This is a genomic window from Streptococcus sp. 45 (genome assembly GCF_900108865.1).
GTDB classification, from domain to species: Bacteria; Bacillota; Bacilli; order Lactobacillales; family Streptococcaceae; genus Streptococcus; species Streptococcus ruminicola.
The window spans coordinates 404,756-421,931 of record NZ_FNXZ01000001.1 but is presented as its reverse complement, the minus strand read 5'-3'; the positions used below and the strand labels follow the sequence as shown (position 1 = coordinate 421,931).

General features: G+C 38.0%; 14 protein-coding genes. 8 read left to right on the top strand and 6 right to left on the bottom strand.

Annotated elements, in window-relative coordinates; genetic code table 11:
• Positions 1-82: 82 nt before the first annotated feature.
• The 4 genes from BMX18_RS02010 to BMX18_RS01995 all read right to left on the bottom strand — a co-directional run bounded on the left by BMX18_RS02010 (position 83) and on the right by BMX18_RS01995 (position 4,822).
• Positions 83-1,318, bottom strand: coding sequence for an aminoacyltransferase (locus BMX18_RS02010; protein ID WP_074560668.1), 1,236 nt, complete (start codon positions 1,316-1,318; stop codon positions 83-85).
• On the bottom strand, positions 1,318-2,532 hold the full coding sequence (locus tag BMX18_RS02005) for an aminoacyltransferase (RefSeq protein WP_039696548.1): 1,215 nt from the start codon (positions 2,530-2,532) through the stop codon (positions 1,318-1,320). Before BMX18_RS02005 ends, BMX18_RS02010 begins: the two co-directional genes overlap by 1 nt.
• Entirely contained in the window at positions 2,532-3,341 is an 810-nt protein-coding gene (gene yidA, locus BMX18_RS02000) for a sugar-phosphatase (RefSeq protein WP_074560667.1), read from the bottom strand. The genes BMX18_RS02005 and yidA overlap by 1 nt, the downstream gene beginning before the upstream one ends.
• Before the next feature lie 179 nt (positions 3,342-3,520).
• Positions 3,521-4,822 carry an HD domain-containing protein gene (locus BMX18_RS01995; RefSeq protein WP_074602469.1) on the bottom strand — a complete coding sequence of 434 codons (1,302 nt, stop codon included), beginning with the start codon at positions 4,820-4,822 and terminating at the stop codon, positions 3,521-3,523.
• Positions 4,823-4,917: 95 nt separating this feature from the next.
• Between BMX18_RS01995 and BMX18_RS01990 the strand changes: the two genes are divergently transcribed.
• The 7 genes from BMX18_RS01990 to ftsX all read left to right on the top strand — a co-directional run bounded on the left by BMX18_RS01990 (position 4,918) and on the right by ftsX (position 13,156).
• The gene (locus BMX18_RS01990) at positions 4,918-5,796 is read left to right on the top strand and encodes a sulfite exporter TauE/SafE family protein (protein WP_074560665.1); all 879 of its coding nucleotides are present in this window, start codon (positions 4,918-4,920) and stop codon (positions 5,794-5,796) included.
• Positions 5,797-5,866: 70 nt separating this feature from the next.
• Complete coding sequence (locus BMX18_RS01985; protein ID WP_074560664.1) at positions 5,867-6,253, top strand: YwiB family protein; 387 nt, start codon at positions 5,867-5,869, stop codon at positions 6,251-6,253.
• 227 nt (positions 6,254-6,480) lie between these two features.
• Entirely contained in the window at positions 6,481-9,162 is a 2,682-nt protein-coding gene (locus BMX18_RS01980) for a cation-translocating P-type ATPase (protein WP_074560663.1), read from the top strand.
• A 96-nt stretch (positions 9,163-9,258) separates the two neighbouring features.
• Complete coding sequence (locus BMX18_RS01975; RefSeq protein ID WP_074560662.1) at positions 9,259-9,906, top strand: HAD family hydrolase; 648 nt, start codon at positions 9,259-9,261, stop codon at positions 9,904-9,906.
• A gap of 492 nt (positions 9,907-10,398) precedes the next feature.
• Positions 10,399-11,494, top strand: a protein-coding gene (prfB, locus tag BMX18_RS01970; RefSeq protein ID WP_142349791.1) for a peptide chain release factor 2 whose coding sequence is annotated in 2 segments (ribosomal slippage) — positions 10,399-10,470 and positions 10,472-11,494 — 1,095 coding nt in all. Because the reading frame shifts where the segments join, the coding sequence is not laid out codon by codon here.
• 47 nt (positions 11,495-11,541) lie between these two features.
• Positions 11,542-12,234 (top strand): cell division ATP-binding protein FtsE, encoded by a 693-nt coding sequence (gene ftsE / locus BMX18_RS01965; protein ID WP_074481476.1) that lies wholly within the window; start codon positions 11,542-11,544, stop codon positions 12,232-12,234.
• On the top strand, positions 12,227-13,156 hold the full coding sequence (ftsX, locus tag BMX18_RS01960; RefSeq protein WP_074560660.1) for a permease-like cell division protein FtsX: 930 nt from the start codon (positions 12,227-12,229) through the stop codon (positions 13,154-13,156). The genes ftsE and ftsX overlap by 8 nt, the downstream gene beginning before the upstream one ends.
• A 35-nt stretch (positions 13,157-13,191) precedes the next feature.
• Here ftsX and BMX18_RS01955 read toward each other — a convergent pair whose 3' ends face one another.
• Both BMX18_RS01955 and BMX18_RS01950 read right to left on the bottom strand, forming a co-directional pair.
• Complete coding sequence (locus BMX18_RS01955) at positions 13,192-13,905, bottom strand: alpha/beta hydrolase (RefSeq protein WP_074560659.1); 714 nt, start codon at positions 13,903-13,905, stop codon at positions 13,192-13,194.
• On the bottom strand, positions 13,902-14,543 hold the full coding sequence (locus BMX18_RS01950; RefSeq protein WP_074564091.1) for an MBL fold metallo-hydrolase: 642 nt from the start codon (positions 14,541-14,543) through the stop codon (positions 13,902-13,904). Before BMX18_RS01950 ends, BMX18_RS01955 begins: the two co-directional genes overlap by 4 nt.
• 125 nt (positions 14,544-14,668) lie before the next feature.
• On the opposite strand from BMX18_RS01950, the gene BMX18_RS01945 reads away from it, so the two are divergent.
• A complete protein-coding gene (locus BMX18_RS01945) occupies positions 14,669-17,152 on the top strand; it encodes a bifunctional DnaQ family exonuclease/ATP-dependent helicase (protein ID WP_093814859.1) in 2,484 nt (827 codons plus the stop codon).
• Positions 17,153-17,176: the final 24 nt, after the last annotated feature.

Below are 17,176 nucleotides of genomic sequence, written 5' to 3'. Positions count from 1 at the left end.
CATATTAAAAACTACCTGTCCTAGGACAAGTAGTTTTTTTGTACAAAAAAAGACTTGGATTTTATTTCCAAGCCTTTTAAGTTTAATAACGTCTAAGAATTTTTTTGAGATTATGGATAAGTTTGTATTTGAGAGGATGTGGGTAATAACGGAATGTTCCCATCTTACGTGTGATGTAGCCGTTATAATTTTGTTTAAAGCGTAGAACGCCATCAGAACCATCAAACACTCCTGTAATACCTAAGAGGTTATAAGTAGTAATACCGCGTTTAATAGCTTCTAGCATAACGTATTCTTGAAGAAGAGCTGGTGCATAGAATTTATTGAACTCAGGGTAAGAACCAGAGAAGAGGTAGACAGCTTCTTGTTTAGTATAAACGAAGAGGCTACCTGCTAAGATAACGTTTTGTGAACCATATTTTTCAATGAATATTTTGGCTTCTGCAATACGTGTATCAAATGTAGCTGATTGACTTGATAATTCACGCAGCTGATTTTGTTTCTTTTCAGATCCGTTATTGTTTTCAATAGCTGTACGAAGTTTCTCGATTCGTTTTTCGAGTTTAGCTTGGTCGCTTTCGAGGTGTTTGAGATAATCTTGGAAATTAAGGCTTGCTACCATAAATTCACAAGCGTCACCAAAGCTATCATAGAAATCTTGATAGTAGTCTAGTGATTTATCGACATAATCTCTGCGGTTAGAAGTTGCAGAAGTGATTTCTTTGAAGAGCGGAAGCTCGCTACGATCAAGTTTTCGAAGAGTAATTCCAAATGTTTTAGCTTTCTTAACAAGTGGACGACCTTTTTTACTGAATGATTTTAGTAAGGATTTTTCATCCAAATCGGTCAAATCTTTGACGTAATGCCAATCAGGCTCACCGCCAGGGTAACCTGTCATAAGACCATCGTGTTGATAGCCTAGTGATGTGAAATCTTCAATCAAGTTGATTCTTTCATCATCAGTTGCTTCACCATTGGTATCAAAGTGTTGATAGGTATCAAATGGTTTAACCAATAGTTCGATGGCACCATTTTCTTTGGCGTAGCTTTGAAGGCCTTGGTAGAAGGCTTTTAGGTAAGACTGATCACGAGAAGCAGGACCAGAATTGATTTCCATATGAAGTCCGCCAGCCACTGGTATAGAGTAAAGGACACCAGCAACTTGGATTTCATCAGCTTCTTTTAATCCAAGAAAAGTGACTTGGTAGCCACGTTTTTCAAGCAAATCTGCCATTTCGACAGATTGCATGAAAGATTTGTAGTTGACGGTATTGCAAAAAGTCTCAAAAACTTTTTTATCGATAATCTCAAGAGACATTAATGGCTATTTCTCCTTTGTTTGCGAATGTTATAAGCCAAGTTTGATAGTTTGTAAAGCAAACCATTTACTGGAATGTTAAATTCACCGATGAATTCTTCGATTGTAGGGTTGAAGTTTGATTTGAATTTAGTCAAACCGTCATCAAGTGTTCCTTCGACACCACCCATATTTGCCCAGATGATGCCATCGGCGTAAGCATCTTCAAATACTTTTGGATAAAGTGAGTATTGAGGGTAGAATTTCTTGAATTCATCGTTCATACCAGCGTAAAGCATTTCCATAACGTTACCAAATGACACTGACAAGATACCAGCGATGATTAATTCATCAGGGTATTTTTCAACGAATTCTTCAAATTCTTTGATGTATTTTGTAACAGAATTTTTTTGTTGAGTGAGTTTTGTCAAACGTTTCTTTTGGTGTTCAGCTGTTTCAGCCAAGTCTTTTTCGATTTGAGCCAATTGTTCTTTGTATTCAGCTAAACGTTTTGGAAGGTTAACTTTTGCCAAGTGAAGGTAAGCATCGTCACCATAAATTTCCATCATTTTGCGGAAGTAATCTTCGTTACGAAGAGCAACCCCTTTACGGTTTTCTGTAAGGGCAACGACGTCAGCAAAAGCTTTCACATCATCGATTGTACCACGTGTAGTGATAACACCACGGTGAACAGCGTCTTTCATCAAACGTTTTGTGTGTTTAGGGAAAGTTGATGTCATGTCTTCTTGTGTGTAGACATTAGCTTGGAAACGTGGTTGGATGCTTTCAGCAATAGTTGTTGTGCGTCCAGTCCATTCGCAACCAGCAGCTTTTAAGTTGTCGATAGCAAGAAGTGTGTCTTTATTTTCATCAACTTCTTCACCAATTTTGTATTGTTTAAGCAACAAAGCTGGGTCCATTTTGATGAAAAGGGCGTGTTTTGTTTTACCGTATTTTTTAAGTGATTTGATGACAAATGCAACAAGTTCTTTGTCACTGTAATCCATAATTGGTCCACGTGGGATGTAAAGCATGGTAAAGCCAAGTGGCAAAGCTTTGATAAGGATAGAAGCAGAAGCGACTAATTGGTCATCTTTGTAAAAACCAATGCGTTCGTTGTCCCAATTATCTTTAACTTTTTCCCAATTTGATGATTGTAAAAGGTTTGTTTGATTGCTTGATTTTGCAAAATTATCGTGCTCTTCAGCTGAGATACCGATTTTATAGCTATACATTATTCTAAGACCCACTCTCTAAGGGCGTGTGCAACGCCGCTTTCTTCGTTTGATTTTGTAATATATTTAGCGATTTCTTTAAGTTCTGGTGTACCATTTTCCATAACAACTGGGTTACCAACCGCTTCTAGCATAGCACGGTCATTTTCGGCATCACCGATAGCCATGGTTTGGTCAGCAGTAAGCCCCATTTTTTCAGCAAGGTGCTTGATGGCATTTCCTTTACTGGCTTTTTTGTTCATGAATTCTAAGTAAAATGGTGTTGATTTAACAATCGTGTATTTATCGAAGAATTCTTGTGGAATTTTTTCGATGGCAGCATCAAGAACTTCAGGTTCATCGATGTACATCATTTTAATAATTTCTTTATCGCCCATTTCTTCTGGAGTGCGGTAAAAAATTGGCATATTAACCAAACTTGATTCGTGAACCGTGTATTTTCCAATGTTGCGGTTAGCCGTGTAAATACCTTTTTTCGTGATAGCATGCATGTGAACATCTAATTTACGGCTAAGGAATTCAATATCAAGATAGTCTTCATAGGTCATGGTTTCTGTGATGATGTTTTCACCAGTTGAAGTATCTTGGACTAGCCCACCATTGAAGGTGATGACATAATCGCCTTCTTCTCTTAGATTTAATTCGTTAAGAAGTGGCTGAACACCTGGGATAGGACGTCCAGTTGCGATAATGACCTTAACACCTTGTTTTTTAGCTTCTTGAACAGCTTCAAAAACCTCAGGCGTGACTTTACGGTCGTTGGTTAAAAGTGTGCCGTCGATATCGACAGCGACTAATTTAATAGACATAAGGTTAGTTTACCCCTCCTAAAGAATCTCTACCTATATATCTTACTAAAAAGTGGCTTATTTGTCATGGGGAACACAAGGAATTCTAAGAGGTACCGTTTTCATTTTAAAAAATGTCAAATGAAAAAAGGAGTGGAATAAAACTTAGACAATTTGTCATCAGTTTTATTCCAAACTCCTTAGTGATGAGAAACAAAATGATCATTTGAGATATAGCTCATAAATTCTTTTTTGGTATGAGCGAATAAGTCATCATCGCTGAGCATTTCTTTTGGAAAGTAGAAGCGTCTATCTCCATAAATTGTCCCTGTCAAGGTTTTCACGATAGGTGAGATGGTTGAAAGTTCAACGACTGAACCATCTTTTTGAATCATATTAATCTCAGTGCGAGGTTCTTTCTTTTCAGGGCGGTAAATGTCATAGGGCAGGTCAAAATTAATGTGGATACCAGTGTAATAGTCTGGATCAAAACCAACAGATTTCACCAATTCAACTAAATGACTGAGGTCCTTACGAGATTCTTCTTCGAAAGTTACGGATTTGAAAACCTTACGGTTAACAAAACGGCTGGCCAAATCTGCTAGAATGTCATCTTCAGCAGTCATCCAAGCTTGGAAATAAGTGTTCATCACACCATCATCCAGAGATAAATAATCAGCTAGACTAGCTTGATTAGCCAAAAATGGGATGAGATTTGGTGACGTTTTTTCAAAGAAGTGGCTATCAATGTGATAAAGGTATTTGGCACGTTTTAAGAGATTTTGCAGCAAGACTTCCATAGCTCGGCTAGCGGGGTGGAAATAGACTTGCATGTACATTTGAAATCGACTGACAATGTAGTCTTCGACAGCGTGCATGCCGTTATATTCAAAGACAATGCCATCAGCTGTTGGACGAATAACACGCAAGATGCGTGTCAAATCAAATTGACCATATCTTGCTCCACTGTAGTAGGAGTCGCGCAAAAGGTAATCCATTCGGTCGCAGTCAATCTGGCTAGAGATGAGTTGCACCACTTGCTTGTTGTGGTATGTGTGGTTGATGACACTTGCAACTTTTTCAGGAAAATCTGGGGATACTCGGCATAAAATCGCATTAACTTCCGTGTCAGGACTAGTGATAATTTCTTGAGTAATAGCTTCGTGGTCAGTATCAAAAAGCTTTTCAAAAGTGTGTGAATAAGCACCATGCCCCACATCGTGTAAGAGGGCTGCTACCATGGTTAAAAGATTTTCATTAGAATCCCAAATCTCTGGAAATTTGGCATCAAAAATCTCAGTTACTCGTCTAGCAATTTCATAAACGCCCAAGCAGTGTGAAAAACGGCTGTGCTCAGCGCCATGAAAGGTGAAAACAGTTGTCGAGACTTGTTTGACACGACGTAGACGCTGAAATTCTTTACTATTGATAAGGTCATAAATGACCGGATGATTGACAGTTATATAATTGTGAACAGGATCACGAAATACTTTTTCATTCATAGTTTCATTATAACAAAAAAGCTAAAAATGCTAAGGGTTTAACTCTTGAAATAATCTTGTTTACGAAAGTTAAAAAATTGCTTATAATGGAGTCTATGACAAATGAACTTATCTTACGTTTAATCCAGATTTTTTTGGTTTTCTTAATTATTTGGATTTTTGGAAATATCATCTTGCATGCCAAGAAAAATAAAATTAACTTAAAGGAAAGATTCTGGACTGGTCTTTGGATAGGCTATCTGACAGACTTACTAGATACGCTGGGTATTGGAACCTTTGCGACTAGTACGGCGCTTTTTAAGGCGACAAAATTGGTCAAAGATGATAAACAAATTCCTGCGACCTTGTCAACTGCTCACGTCATTCCTGTCTTGATTGAGGCGCTTTGCTTTATCACGATTGTGAAAGTGGAATTGCCAACCTTGTTAGCGATGGCAACGGCTTCTTTTGTGGGAGCTCTTGTCGGGACACGTCTTACGAAAAACTGGGACACACGTCATGTGCAAAGAGCTTTGGGAACGCTATTGATTATTGCTGCGCTTATCATGGTTTATCGCATGATTGCAAATCCTGGTGCAGGAATGGGTGACGGTGTTCACGGTCTTCATGGCATATGGCTTTTTGTTGGTATAGTGTTCAATTTTACGATTGGTATTTTGATGACAATGGGATTGGGAAACTATGCTCCAGAATTGATTTTCTTTTCAATGCTCGGAATTAATCCGTCGATTGCTTTGCCAGTTATGATGTTGGATGCTGCTGTTATTATGTCAGCAAGTACGACAGAATTTATCAAATCTGGTCGCGTGAATTGGCCAGGGGTTCTAGGAATCATTATTGGTGGTTCTTTTGGTGTCTTGACGGCTGCCTTTTTCCTTAGTCAGCTAGATATCAATAAGTTTAAAATACTGATTGTTTTCATTGCTATTTTTACTGGAACTAGTTTACTTCGTTCATCAGCAATTAAGCGTTAAAATAGCGTTATTATTAGCTTTACGAAGAAAGAATTGGTATAATTTTAGAGAAAGGAAGAAGCTTACTTAGATGAAACTTCATATTAAGAATAAAATTGATTTAGATGGACAAGTTGAGTTAGTTGAGCAATCATACCCAGTCAAATTAACCGAAAAAAATGGTCATATCTATCTTACCTATACCAATGAAGAAAAAGAAACGGTTATGCTTAAGTGTAATGACCAAGAGTTGATTATGACACGTTTTTCAACGCCAAAATCAATCATGCGATTTCATCGCGAACTGCCAGCTATAGTTGCTATTCCAACCCCAGTTGGTATGCAACATTTACAAACACAAACCAGTGTTTATGAGTTGGATACCAAAGAGCAAAATCTTAAAATCCACTATCAACTAAAACAAGTTGAAGGGGATAATGTTTTTGCAAACTATCAGCTAGAAATCAAGTGGTTGTAAGCCTAACCAAAGCTTGATATATCAAGCTTTAGCTACTTGTAAGATTAGTTGACAAATGGTTTTAAAATTGATATGATTACTCTGTATTCAAGGGAGTAGCAGACGGGTAAAACCCGTGACATGGTCGTCATTACGAAAGAAATTTCCGGCCCTGTCTTAAACAGCGAGACTTGTTTTAAAAAAACAGGTCTCTTTTTCTATAGAGGAGACCATAGGAGGAAGTTATTTTGTCTAAAGAACAAAGTAAAGCTCTGTTTTATACACAGAGCAAAGATGAAACATTGGAAACTCTGAAGTCATCACGTGATGGTTTGTCTACAGCCGAAGCTCAAAAACGCTTGGACGAATTTGGTCACAATGAACTTGATGAAGGTGAAAAACGTGGTTTGTTTGCGAAATTCATCGATCAGTTCAAAGATTTGATGATTATCATTTTGTTGGTCGCTGCGGCTCTTTCTGTTATTACAGAAGGAATGCACGGATTGACAGATGCTTTAATTATTCTTGCTGTTGTCATCTTGAACGCAGCATTTGGTGTTTACCAAGAAGGTCAAGCAGAAGCTGCGATTGAAGCACTTAAAGACATGTCTAGTCAGATTGCGCGTGTTCGTCGTGATGGCCATGTAGTGGAAATTGACTCACGCGAATTAGTGCCTGGTGATATTGTCATGCTTGAAGCTGGGGATGTTGTTCCAGCAGATATGCGTCTTTTAGAAGCTGCGTCATTGAAGATTGAAGAAGCAGCTTTGACTGGTGAATCTGTTCCAGTTGAGAAAGATTTGTCTGTTGAGGTTCCAGCTGATGCAGGTATCGGTGACCGTGTGAATATGGCTTACCAAAACTCAAACGTTACCTACGGACGAGGTGTTGGTGTGGTTGTTAACACTGGTATGTATACTGAAGTTGGTAAAATTGCTGACATGCTTGCAAATGCCGATGAAACAGATACACCACTTAAACAAAGTCTTAACCAATTGTCTAAAGTATTGACTTACTTGATTGTTGGGATTGCTGCCGTTACTTTCCTTATCGGTGTCTTTGTCCGTGGTGAAGCTCCACTTAACGGTTTAATGGTTGCCGTTGCACTTGCGGTTGCTGCTATTCCAGAAGGTTTGCCTGCCATTGTAACAATCGTTTTATCAATGGGGACAACAACCTTAGCCAAACGTAATTCTATCGTTCGTAAATTGCCAGCTGTTGAAACACTTGGTTCTACAGAAATCATTGCCTCAGATAAAACAGGGACATTGACAATGAATCAAATGACAGTTGAAAAAGTGTACACAAATGGTCAATTGCAAAATGCTACTAGCGAAATTGCAGCTGATAACAACACACTTCGTATCATGAACTTTGCCAATGATACAAAAATTGATCCAAATGGTAAATTAATCGGAGACCCAACTGAAACAGCACTTGTTCAATTTGGTCTTGACCACAGTTTTGATATTCGTGAAGTTCTTAAAAAAGAACCACGTGTGGCAGAATTACCATTTGATTCTGAACGTAAATTAATGTCAACGATTCACAAAGAAGCTGATGGTAAGTACCTTGTTGCTGTTAAAGGTGCTCCAGATCAATTGCTTAAACGTGTGACTCGTATCGAAGAAAATGGTCAAGTTCGCGATATTACAGCAGATGAGAAGAAAGCTATTTTAACTGTCAATAAAGATCTTGCTAAACAAGCTCTTCGTGTTTTGATGATGGCTTATAAATATGTTTCTGAAGTGCCAACACTTGAATCAGATATTGTTGAATCTGATTTGATTTTCTCAGGTCTTGTCGGAATGATTGACCCAGAACGTCCAGAAGCAGCGAAAGCTGTTGCTGTTGCTAAGGAAGCTGGTATTCGTCCAATTATGATTACTGGTGACCACCAAGATACAGCGGAAGCTATTGCTAAACGTCTTGGTATCATTGAAGATGACGGTCAAGACCACGTTTTCACAGGTGCGGAACTTAATGAATTGTCAGACGAAGAATTCCAAAAAGTCTTCAAACAATACTCAGTTTATGCGCGTGTGTCTCCTGAACACAAAGTTCGTATCGTAAAGGCATGGCAAAATGAGGGTAAAGTTGTTGCCATGACTGGTGATGGTGTTAATGATGCGCCATCACTTAAGACGGCTGATATCGGTATCGGTATGGGGATTACTGGTACAGAAGTTTCTAAAGGGGCTTCTGACATGGTCCTTGCTGATGATAACTTTGCAACGATTATCGTTGCCGTTGAAGAAGGACGTAAAGTCTTCTCTAATATTCAAAAATCAATTCAATACCTCCTTTCAGCTAACATGGCTGAAGTCTTCACAATCTTCTTTGCAACACTATTTGGTTGGGATGTTCTTCAACCTGTTCATCTTCTTTGGATTAACTTGGTAACAGATACGCTACCAGCGATTGCGCTTGGTGTTGAACCAGCTGAACCAGATGTGATGACTCACAAACCTCGCGGACGTAAATCAAACTTCTTTGATGGTGGTGTTATGGGAGCGATTATCTATCAAGGTATTTTCCAAACCTTACTTGTTTTAGGTGTTTACGGATGGGCATTGATGTTCCCAGAACATGCTTCAAATCGTATGATGCACGAAGATGCTTTGACAATGGCATTTGCAACACTAGGTTTGATTCAATTGCTGCATGCCTTTAACGTTAAATCTGTCTACCAATCAATCTTTACGGTTGGAGCTTTCAGAAATAGAACCTTTAACTGGGCAATTCCAGTAGCCTTCTTACTATTGATGGTTACTATTGCGGTACCTGGATTTAACCAATTATTCCACGTTTCACACTTGAGTGTAACACAATGGTTGGCTGTCATCATCGGAAGCTTGCTCATGGTTGTTTTGACAGAAATTGTCAAAGCTGTCCAACGTGCTCTTGGTCAAGATGAAAAAGCTATTTAAAATATGCTAACTATTAGCTAGGACAAATTGTCCTAGCTTTTTTGCTTTCTGAAAATCTTTGAAAAATTTATGGTAGAATATTCTGGGGAGGCTTTCATGATTAAAGCAATTATATTTGATATGGATGGTGTTTTATTTAACACTGAGAATTTTTATTTTGACCGTCGTGAGGCATTTTTAGGAAGTAAAGGCATTTCTATCAAGCATTTGCCACCTAAATTTTTTGTTGGTGGACGTATGGATCAGTTCTGGGAAAAAATCTTAGGTGACAAGATTTCAAACTATGATACAAAAGCTTTGGAAGCAGAATACACTGCTTATAAAAATGTTCATCGACCAGATTATAGTCAATTAGTTTTTCCAGATGCCAAAAAGGTACTTGGTGATTTAAAAGCAAAAGGATATGTTTTGGCTTTGGCTTCAAACACTGTGCGAAAAGATGTTGAGCGAGCTTTGACAAAATGTGGCTTGTTTGACTTTTTCACTTATATTTTGACAGGTGATGACTTCAAAGAAGGTAAACCAAACCCAGCAATTTATAACGCCGCTTGCGCTAAATTAGGATTCGATAAAGGTGATATTGTTATTATTGAAGATAGCCAAAAAGGAATCCAAGCCGGTGTGGCAGCGGGAGTGCGAGTGATTGCTATTCGTGATAAAGTATTTGGCATTGATCAATCACAAGCTAGTGTCTTGGTTGATAGCTTAACAGAAGTTATGCAAGTGATTGAAAAAGAAGCTTAATGGCATTGTCATATTGAAAGGTAATTGTTTTAGGAATTGTAGCCTAAGCTAGGTAAATAAAATGGCTGCTAATGGTAGCCAATAGCAATTTTACAGCCTTTATGATAAAATAAAAAGGCAGTAAGGAAATCTATAAAAGCGTCAAAAAGTAAAGATAAGCTGACTATAGATTTGATTAATTAAGTCCAAAAAGCAGATTAAAAATTCCTATTTTCATCTTGCTTTCTTAACGGACTCAATATCTTATGTTAACTGAATACGTTCTACGAGTTGTGCAAAAAAGATAATTTTTCCTAGAGCTTAAGAGCTCTTCGTCAAAATTCCTATTTTTGCTTTACTCGTTTAACGAACTTAATATCTTAAGTTAACTGAATTCGTCCTAAAAGCGTCGTGAAAAAGATAATTCTTCTTGTGTCACAAGACACAGCGTCGAATTCCTATTTTCATCTCGCTTTCTTGACGGACTAAATATCTTAATAAAGGAGTTATCTCATGGAAGTGGCTGAAATCCGCCAAAAAATAGTAGAAAATCAAGAGAAGTTGACTAGCTTCAGGAGGTCTCTTTGACTTAGATCGTTTGGAAGAAGACATTGCGCTTCTTGAAAATAAAATGACTGAGCCAGATTTTTGGAATGACAACATTGCAGCGCAGAAAACATCTCAAGAATTGAACGGTTTGAAACAAACCTATGAAACATTTAACGAGATGCAAGAATTGTCTGATGAAACAGAACTATATTTGGAAATGTTAGATGAAGACGACTCTGTTCAAGCTGATTTAGAAGAAACTCTTGAAAAACTTGATAAAATCATGACAAGTTATGAAATGACACTTCTTCTATCAGAACCTTATGACCGTAACAATGCCATCTTGGAAATTCACCCAGGATCAGGTGGTACGGAAGCACAAGACTGGGCTGATATGCTTTTCCGTATGTACACACGTTATGGAAATGCCAAAGGCTTTAAAGTTGAAACCCTTGACTATCAAGCTGGTGATGAAGCTGGTATCAAATCAGTAACCCTTTCTTTTGAAGGACCAAATGCTTACGGACTTTTGAAATCAGAAATGGGTGTTCACCGTCTGGTTCGTATCTCACCATTTGACTCAGCTAAACGTCGTCATACGTCATTCTCTTCTGTTGAAGTGATGCCAGAATTGGATGACACTATTGAGGTTGAAATCCGTGATGATGATATCAAGATGGATACTTTCCGTTCAGGTGGTGCTGGTGGACAAAACGTCAACAAGGTTTCTACCGGTGTTCGTTTGACTCACATTCCAACAGGAATTGTTGTTGCGTCAACTGTTGATCGTACTCAATACGGTAACCGTGATCGCGCTATGAAAATGTTGCAAGCAAAACTTTATCAATTAGAACAAGAGAAAAAAGCGCAAGAAGTGGATGCTCTTAAAGGTGATAAAAAAGAAATCACTTGGGGAAGCCAAATCCGCTCATACGTCTTCACTCCATATACAATGGTTAAAGACCACCGTACAGGCTATGAAGTTGCTCAAGTTGATAAAGTCATGGATGGTGACATTGATGGTTTCATCGACGCTTTCTTGAAATGGCGTATTGATTAACTCGAAAGTAAAATTTTAGGATAACAAAATCGTAAAGGAAAATACAAATGGCATTAATTGAAATGAAAGGTGTAACTAAAAAGTATCACCGCTCAACAACTGCTTTGAGAGATATCAATGTATCTGTCAACCCAGGTGAATTTGTTTATATTGTTGGTCCTTCTGGTGCTGGTAAATCAAGCTTTATTAAATTGCTTTACCGCGAAGAAAAAGTGTCTGCTGGAACACTTAAAGTTGGGGAATTTAACCTTACAAAAATGAAAAAACGTCAAATCCCAATTTTGCGCCGTAGCATTGGTGTTGTCTTCCAAGACTACAAACTTCTTCCTAAGAAGACTGTTTTTGAAAACGTTGCTTATGCCATGCAAGTTATTGGTGAAAAGCCACGTGAAATCAAAAAACGCGTTCCAGAAGTACTTGAACTTGTTGGACTTAAACACAAAATGCGTTCATTCCCAGACCAATTATCTGGTGGTGAACAACAACGTGTGGCGATTGCGCGTGCCATCGTTAACAATCCAAAAGTTTTGATTGCTGACGAACCAACTGGTAACCTTGACCCAGAAATTTCTTGGGAAATCATGCAATTGTTAGAACGTATCAACCTTCAAGGGACAACCGTTCTAATGGCAACACACAACAAACAAATCGTTGATAACCTTCGCCATCGCGTTATCGCAATTGAAGAAGGACGTATTGTACGTGATGAAGAGGAAGGAGAATACGGATATAATGATTAGACACTTTTTCCGCCACTTATGGGAATCTATTAAAAGTTTAAAACGAAACATCTGGATGACCATTGCATCAGTCAGCTCAGTTGCGATTACATTGACACTTGTTGGTATTTTTGCAGCTGTTCTCTTGAACGTTGAAAAAATTGCTCAAGGTATTGAAAATAACATTCAAATTAGTGTTTATTTGGATGTCAACTCTGCTGATAATTCAGAAACAAAAACAAATGAAGTTGGTGAGACTGTTCAAAATGACGCTTATCACCAAGTTTATGACCAAATCAATGCACTTTCTGGTGTTAAATCAGTTACCTTCTCAAGTAAAGATGACCAATTAGCTAAGTTGAAAGAAACATATGGTGATGACTGGTCAATGTTTGATGGAGATTCAAATCCATTGCAAGACGTTTACGTTGTAGAAGCGACATCAGCATCAAAAGTTAAGAAAGTTGCTAATAAGATTTCTAAAATTGAAGGGGTTGAATCAGTTAACTACGGTGGTTCAAACTCAGATCAACTCTTCAAGATTTCTAAATTTATCCGTACATGGGGATTTGCAGGTACTGTTCTCCTTGTTGTCGTAGCTATTTTCTTGATTTCAAATACAATTCGTATGACAATTATGTCTCGTCACCGCGATATTGAAATCATGCGTTTGGTTGGTGCTAAGAACTCTTATATCCGCGGCCCATTCTTCTTTGAAGGTGCTTGGGTTGGTTTGCTTGGTGCAATTGTTCCATCAATCATCATTTACTTCGGTTATAAAGCCGTTTACGCATCAGTAAATCCACAATTTGAGGTCCAAGGTTTGACACTTTACCCAGCTGACACATTCCTTCCAATGATTATCGGTGGTATGTTTGTTGTGGGTATCCTTATCGGATCACTTGGTTCAGTTATCTCAATGAGACGTTATCTTAAAATTTAATCTAAAAAAACAACTTCTGATTTTCAGAAGTTGTTTTAATTTATAAAGTTTGTAATAGCAGTGACGATTTGGTCTTCTTGTTCTTTTTGAGAGATGCTAGCTTGTCCATCTTTTGCCTGATGACCATAGTCTCCAAACTCGCTGTGGTTCCCACCAGAGATGCTAACGTAGTTGGTATCTTTTGGAAGCCTTTTTTTAGCGTCCTCATATTGCTTCCACTTGAGGATTTTGTCCTTGCTAGCTGTGATTGAGAGAACTTTTAGTTTGTCTTTTGACAAGTCTGTTTTTTCACTTGGGTAGCTTGCAAGGAGGATTAAACCAGAAATGTCTGTCTTTGCTGCGTCAGCGTTTAAACAAGCTACAACCCCACCTAGGGAGTGTCCAGCAAGGTAGACATTTTTTAAGTTCTTTTCTTTGATGACTGTTAAAGCTTTTTGGCTTGATAGCACAGGAAGATTTAGCGGTGTTTTCAAGATATAAACATCATATCCTGACTTGGTTAAATTATTAGCCAAGCCAGCGTAGGCTTTTTCTTCGACAAGAGCACCTTGGTAAAAGACAATAGTTGCTTTTGCGCTTTCTTTACTTTCAAAGAGTAGATAATCTTTTGTGATTTTAGCGGATTTAGCGGCTGCCATAGAGCTCTGGTGTGCCTGGTAGGTTTTGTAACGAATAAAACCAAGACTTAAAATAAATAGGGCTGCTAAACAAACTAAAAAGTAGAGTAGGCATTTTTTAAGTTTTTTCATAGTGTGTTAAAATACGGATTAAAATTCTTTTCATGTGCGATAGTCGTTTCACGACCATGGCCAGGGTATACGGTGAAGTGATTTGGAAGACTAAAGAGTTCAGTTTTGATACTATTTAGTAATTGTTCTGCGTTACCAGTTGGCAAATCAGTTCGTCCAATGGTTTCACGAAAGAGCGCATCACCAGTGAGAACAAGGTCATCATCAGGGAAAACTAGCGAAACACTTCCCCATGAATGTCCTGGTGTTTGACGTGCTTGAAAACGAAAACCAGCTAATACATAATCTTCTTGATATTGAAAGTGGTGCTCGGCAGGTTTTAAAATCACATCATCCATGTCAGCATGACGGTCTAAGCCTGAGAAATTATCTTTGGGTGAATAAAGCCAAGACGCTTCTTTTTCAGAGATATAAACAGGAGGCTGTCCAAAAGCATCACGAATCACATCAAGCCCCATAATATGGTCATAATGAGCGTGTGTGATTAAGATAGCAGCTACGGGTTTATCAATAGCCGTAATTTTTTCTTTAATTTTATCTGTATTGCTACCAGGGTCAACAACAATGATAGCTTGGTCATTGACCAATAAGTAGGTATTTTCACGTGCAACGTGGTTTAATAATCTAAAAATCTTCATAAAAAAAGTGTATCAAAAAAGTCTTTAAAAGTCATACAATCTCTTTTGCCAAACGCAATTTTTTCGCTATCTTATTTTTTGGATTAGGTGAATGTGTGCTTTAAAAATGGTATAATTTAAATGTTATGATGCAAGTTAATTCTCAAAAATATGCTGTTGTGGATTTGGAGGCAACGGGTGCCCACGCAATGGCAGAAATTATTCAGGTTGGCATTGTCATTATTGAAAATAATCAGATTGTGAAGACCTATCAAACGGATGTTAATCCGCACGAGGCCTTAACTGACCACATTATTCATTTAACAGGGATAACAGATGAGCAATTGGCAAAAGCGCCAGATTTTTCACAAGTTGCTCAAGAAATTTATCACTTGATTTCGGACTGTGTATTTGTGGCTCACAATGTGAAATTTGATGCCAATCTTTTAGCAGAAAAATTATTCTTAGAAGGATACGAACTACGTACGCCGCTTGTCGATACGGTTGAGTTATCACAAGTTTTCTATCCGACCCTTGAAAAATATACGCTAGGTCACCTAGCAGATGTTTTACAACTAGATTTGACAGATGCGCACACGGCTATTTCCGATGCTTATGCGACTGCTCAGCTATTGTTAAAACTAAAAGAAAAAATGGAAAGTCTGCCAAAAGAATTGCTAGAACAACTCTTACCTTTTTCTGATAATCTCTTATTTGAAACGGGGATGTTGGTTGAGGAGAGCTTTAAAAAAGCGAAAGTCATGTCAAAAAAAGATTACCAAGAAGTTGGTGGCTTGATTTTACGACGTGCAAAAGCCATTGGCAGTGAACGTAAGTTGTCTGATGATTTTGAGTTAAATATGGCACTTCTAGGCTTGGATGCGCGTGAGAAGCAGAGTCGCTTTGCTCAAATGGTTAAAGATGATTTTCAAAGTTCAAAAATCTCATTCTTAGAAGCTCAGGCTGGTCTAGGAAAGACTTATGGTTATCTTTTGCCACTTTTGCAGTTAGCACAAGATGAGCAAATTATTGTTTCGGTGCCAACAAAGATTTTGCAAGACCAAATCATGGCTAATGAAGCTAAAAAGATTCAAGAGGTCTTTCACATTTCTTGCCAATCCATCAAAGGACCTGGCAACTATATTAAGTTGGATTCTTTTGCGGAAACCTTGCACCGAGAAGGGGACAATCGCTTAGTTAATCGTTATAAGATGCAATTGCTTGTCTGGTTAACAGAAACTCTAACGGGAGATTTGGATGAAATCAGACAAAAGCAGCGTTTTGAAGCTTATTTTGAACAGATTAAACACGATGGTAATTTAAGCGAAAAATCGCTGTACAAGGATGTTGATTTTTGGAATCGTACTTACGAAAATGCTAAGCACAGTAAGCTTTTGATTATTAATCATGCGTATTTCTTAGAACGTGTTCAAGATGATAAGGCGTTTGCGGCTAAGAAGATTTTGGTATTTGACGAAGCGCAAAAATTGATTTTGAATCTAGAACAATTTTCACGACGTCGTGCTAATGTAACGCAGTTGGTTCAAAAACTTGAAAAGCATTTGGATGCTACCCTGCCAACGCTTGAAAAACGTTTGATTGAAAGTCTTTCTTTCCAATTGAGCCATCTTGCCACACGTTTTTACCAAAATCAAGAAACTTACGTGACGACAGAGGATGCGCATCGACTGGAACAAGCTGCTAAAGAGTTACTTGCTCTTAATCCCGAGTGGCGTTATCTGTGCTTGGAAGATTTGTTAGCCCTATTTGCACAGCCGTTCACAGATTTTTGGTTTGAGACAAGTTTTGAAAATGAAAAACGTCAGACTTACTTAAATGCAAGTAGTGATGAACTCTTGAATTTCCAAGAATTCTTGCCAGAAACACGCAAGACTTACATGGTTTCTGCGACATTGCACATTAGTCCGCAAGTTAGTCTTGCAGGTTTGCTTGGTTTTGAGCAGTATCATTACATGAGCATTGAGCGAGACAAGCAAACGTCGCAACGCATTTGGATTGATGAAGAGATGCCAAATGTAGCTGAGATTTCTGATGAAGCTTATGCTAAGGCTATTGCTGAGAGAATTTATCAGATTAGGCAATTGGATGAACAGATGTTGGTGCTCTTTAATTCTAAAAAAGCCATGTTTGATGTTTCAGAGCTTTTAGATGAGATGGACCTTCATCATTTGACACAAGAGAAAAACGGGACAGCCTATAATGTCAAACGTCGTTTTGAACGCGGAGAAAGTCATATCTTGCTTGGGACAGGAGCTTTCTGGGAAGGTGTTGACTTTGTGCAGTCAGATAAAATGATTGAGGTTATTACACGCTTGCCGTTTGAAAATCCTAAGGATTTATTTGTTCAGAAAATCAGTAATCATTTGCTAGCGCAAGCTAAATCACCGTTCAATGATTATTCTTTACCATTGGCTATTTTAAAACTAAAACAAGCGATTGGAAGAACCATGCGACGTGAAAATCAACGTTCGGCTGTGCTTTTGCTTGACCCACGAATTTTGACAAAATCATACGGAAAAATTATCAGTGATGCTTTATCTGAAGAATTTTACATTTCTCATCAAAAATTTTCAAAGAGTCTCACTGAAATAAAGAATTTTCTGCTATAATAAAAGAGATAAACAAAAAGGGAG

What these genes read in the sequence shown, in the direction of transcription:
- BMX18_RS01995 (WP_074602469.1), bottom strand. Translation starts at nt 4,822, where the DNA reads ATGAATGAAAAAGTATTTCGTGATCCTGTTCACAATTATATAACTGTC.
- BMX18_RS01985 (WP_074560664.1), top strand. Translation starts at nt 5,867, where the DNA reads ATGAAACTTCATATTAAGAATAAAATTGATTTAGATGGACAAGTTGAG.
- ftsE (WP_074481476.1), top strand. Translation starts at nt 11,542, where the DNA reads ATGGCATTAATTGAAATGAAAGGTGTAACTAAAAAGTATCACCGCTCA.
- BMX18_RS01990 (WP_074560665.1), top strand. Translation starts at nt 4,918, where the DNA reads ATGACAAATGAACTTATCTTACGTTTAATCCAGATTTTTTTGGTTTTC.
- BMX18_RS01955 (WP_074560659.1), bottom strand. Translation starts at nt 13,905, where the DNA reads ATGAAAAAACTTAAAAAATGCCTACTCTACTTTTTAGTTTGTTTAGCA.
- BMX18_RS02010 (WP_074560668.1), bottom strand. Translation starts at nt 1,318, where the DNA reads ATGTCTCTTGAGATTATCGATAAAAAAGTTTTTGAGACTTTTTGCAAT.
- ftsX (WP_074560660.1), top strand. Translation starts at nt 12,227, where the DNA reads ATGATTAGACACTTTTTCCGCCACTTATGGGAATCTATTAAAAGTTTA.
- yidA (WP_074560667.1), bottom strand. Translation starts at nt 3,341, where the DNA reads ATGTCTATTAAATTAGTCGCTGTCGATATCGACGGCACACTTTTAACC.
- BMX18_RS01950 (WP_074564091.1), bottom strand. Translation starts at nt 14,543, where the DNA reads ATGAAGATTTTTAGATTATTAAACCACGTTGCACGTGAAAATACCTAC.
- BMX18_RS01975 (WP_074560662.1), top strand. Translation starts at nt 9,259, where the DNA reads ATGATTAAAGCAATTATATTTGATATGGATGGTGTTTTATTTAACACT.
- BMX18_RS01945 (WP_093814859.1), top strand. Translation starts at nt 14,669, where the DNA reads ATGATGCAAGTTAATTCTCAAAAATATGCTGTTGTGGATTTGGAGGCA.
- BMX18_RS02005 (WP_039696548.1), bottom strand. Translation starts at nt 2,532, where the DNA reads ATGTATAGCTATAAAATCGGTATCTCAGCTGAAGAGCACGATAATTTT.